General features: G+C 71.9%; 4 protein-coding genes. All 4 read right to left on the bottom strand.

Features of this window, described 5'->3' with window-relative positions; all coding sequences use genetic code 11:
• Positions 1–684: hypothetical protein (locus tag Q8Q85_12435; GenBank protein ID MDP3775063.1), on the bottom strand; the 684-nt coding region annotated here is incomplete at its 3' end.
• A gap of 119 nt (positions 685–803) precedes the next feature.
• A complete protein-coding gene (locus tag Q8Q85_12430; GenBank protein MDP3775062.1) occupies positions 804–1,349 on the bottom strand; it encodes an HAD family hydrolase in 546 nt (181 codons plus the stop codon).
• A 5-nt stretch (positions 1,350–1,354) separates the two neighbouring features.
• Entirely contained in the window at positions 1,355–2,731 is a 1,377-nt protein-coding gene (selA, locus tag Q8Q85_12425; GenBank protein MDP3775061.1) for an L-seryl-tRNA(Sec) selenium transferase, read from the bottom strand.
• On the bottom strand, positions 2,728–3,128 hold a 401-nt coding region (locus Q8Q85_12420; GenBank protein ID MDP3775060.1), incomplete at its 5' end, for a hypothetical protein. The genes Q8Q85_12420 and selA, both read right to left, overlap by 4 nt.

The following is a 3,128-nucleotide window of genomic DNA, read 5'->3' as shown; positions in this document are numbered from 1 at the left end:
GCCTTCGCCGGTGTCGTCGTCGCGCGCCACTACGTTGCCAACCGGGTCGAACACCAGGGCGTAGTTGTCCCACGTCGACAGCACGTCCACTTGCAGGGACTGGCCGGCCATGCATGAGAACTGGTACGCCTGGAATGGTTTGCCGTCCCAGCGCGCGTCCATGCCGGTGAGGTTGCCCGTCACCTGCTGGTTCACGCCGATGGCGCCGACGACGCCCGACGGGTTGGCCATCGGCATCGGCTGCACCGCGACCGGCATCGGCATGCCTCCCGAGCCCTGCAACGACACGGTGAAGTTCCCGGTCGCCCCGGAGCGGTACGAGTTCACGATGATCTTGTACATGCCGGTGTAGGACAGCGTGCGCGTGATTCGGGCGTTCAACCCCTCGCCGCCGTCGTCATCGCGGGCCAGCTCGTTGTTGTTCTGGTCGAGGAACAGGCAGAAGGCGTCGAAATCGCTCGACACCACGTCGATCTGGATGTTCTGACCGGCCTGCCCGTAGAACATGAACTGCTTGTAGCGCGTGCCATCCGAGTACAGTGGATCGGCCATGCTGAGGGTGCCGCTCATCATCTGCCCCATGGCGATCTGTTGTTGGGCTCTCGCGGGAAGCGCCGCGGCTGCCGCGAGCACCAGACCTAGTGTCAGCGGGCGCGTGGCGGCGAACAGGGGACGACGGGACATGGAAGCAAGCCTCCGCAAGCGTTGGACGGATGAGGCGGGACAGCGTGCGCACGCTGAGTATATGCGCATCCGCGGGGGGCAGCAATAGCATGAAAGCCGGCCCGGGGCGGTGACGCAAGTCACGGCCCCAAGGCGCCGATAATGGAGGCTGCGGCGAGGAGATCCGCGGCCCGGGCAACGCCAAGCCCCGCCGCGCGTTGGACGTCCTCAGCCCGGTCCTCGTGCGCGACCAGCAGACCCCGTCCGCCGAGCGTCAGGGCAGGCTCCACGTCGCGGGCGCGGTCGCCGACGAACCATGACCTCGCGAGGTCGAGGTTGTGCTCGCCGGCAGCGCGCTCGAACAACTCGACGCCCGGCTTCCGGCATCGGCATGCGCCGCTGATCGCGGGCAGATGGGGGCAGAAGTAGGCCGCGAGGAACCGCACCCGCTCCGGCGCGAGCAGCTCCTCGATGCGGCGGTTGATCGTTGCGAAGGAATCGGGGCCATATAGCCCGCGCGCGATCCCCGACTGGTTGCTGACGATGACCAGCGGCCACCCCGCGCGGGTCATCTCGCCGAGCCCCTCCGCGGCGTTCGGCAGCAGGGCGACCCGGCCCGCGTCGTCGAGGTAGCCGGGGTCATGGATGATGGTCCCGTCACGATCGAGGAATACGGCGCCGCGCATCCGGGTCACCCGATCGCTTCGGCCAGGGCGCGCGCCAGCTCAGGCTCCTCGTCCGGGCGTACGGTACGGAGGTCGAGCGTGACCCGCCCGCGGCCCACGACCCCGACCACAGGCGTCTCGCGCCGCCGGAGCCGCGCGGCCAGCGCGCCGGCGTCGGCGGAGGCGAGCGCCACACCGGCACTCTCCAACTCGACGCCCGGGAACGCCCCGCCCCCGACCGCCGCGCGGGTCGAGACCACCTCGGCGTTGGCGCCGGCAGGCAGCCGTGGAAGAAGTGCCGTCGCTCGTTCCATGAGCTCGGCCCGGCCGACCGTGAGCATCCGTAGCACCGGCACCTCGCGGCGCGCCCGGACCGGATCGCGGTACAGCGTCAGGGTCGCGGCAAGACCAGCCAAGGTGAGCTTGTCGGCTCGGACGGCGCGCGCCAGCGGGTGCGCCCGGCAGCGCTCGAGCAAGGACGCCGAGCCAACGAGCAGCCCCGCCTGCGGGCCTCCCAGCAGCTTGTCGCCCGAGGCGACAAGGGCGGTGGCGCCGCTCTGCACCGCCTCGCGCAGGGTCGGCTCGCCGGTGAGTCCGACATTCGAGAGATCCGCCATCAGGCCCCCGCCCAGGTCGTACAGGACCGGCTTCTTCTTCCGGCGGCCGAGCGCCACGAGCTCATCGACAGGCGTGTCTTCCGTGAACCCGATCATGGCGAAGTTCGACCGATGGACCTTCAGAATGGCCGCGACCGAAGCGCGCGCGGCGCCGGGGCGGCCGAGCGCGCGCTCATAGTCTCCCAGCCGGGTCCGGTTCGTCGTTCCGACTTCCACCAGCCGCGCGCCGCTCTTCTCCATGATCTCCGGAATGCGGAACCCGCCGCCGATCTCTATCAACTCCCCGCGCGAGACGACGACCTCGCCGCCCTCGGCCGCCGCGGCGAGCACGAGCAGGAGCGCGGACGCGGCGTTGTTCACGACCATCGCGGCCGCTGCACCGGTGAGCTCGACGAGGAGGTCGGCGCAGTGGATGTGCCGGCTGCCGCGGCGGCCGCGGCCCACGTCGTACTCGAGCGTGCTGTAGCCCTGCGCCGCCGCGGTGATGGCCTCGACCGCGACATCGGCCAGCGGGGCGCGGCCGAGGTTGGTGTGGATCACGACCCCGGTCGCGTTGATGCAGCGGCGGAGCGTCGGGGTCGTGGCGTCCGAGATGGCACGCGCTATGGCTGCGACCCAATCGGCGTCGTTCCGCGGCGCGGTCTTGGATGCTTCGCGCGCGTCGGCGACGGCGCGCCGGACCGCGGCGACCAGGACGTCGCGGGGCTGATCCGCGCCCAGTGCGGCGATAGCCGGCGCGCGGAGCAGCCGGTCCACGGATGGGAGCGTGCGCCGGAGGTCGGTCACCGGTCCATCGGGATGGTGTCGCGCGTCGGGCGCGGGGTGTCCGCTGGGGGCCGCGTGGGGTCCGCCGGAGCCCGGCGGCCGGCCGGTGTTTGGCGCCGTGGCTTGGGTACGCTGAGTTGGGCGCGGGCGACGCTGGAGATGCCCGAGAGGCTGCGCGCCCCATCCACCACTATGAGATATCGGGTGTCGGGCGTGAGCGGCTCCGCGAGACCTACCAGTCGCGCGTCGGTCGGGGCGGGGCGCCGCGCCAGCATCCGCATGGCCGGCGTCGAATCGCGAGTCGCCGCCGGTGCGCCGGGAGTGCCTCGGCCTGCCGGGGCGCCCGGGGTGCCGGGGGTGCCGGGAGCGACGACCGGCGGCGCGCGCGGCTCACGGGGGCCGGTCGAGTCGGCGGGGG

This window comes from Gemmatimonadales bacterium (assembly GCA_030697825.1).
Classification (GTDB): domain Bacteria; phylum Gemmatimonadota; class Gemmatimonadetes; order Gemmatimonadales; family JACORV01; genus JACORV01.
Note: the sequence above shows the minus strand (reverse complement) of the source record. Positions and strands in the feature narration are given on the sequence as shown.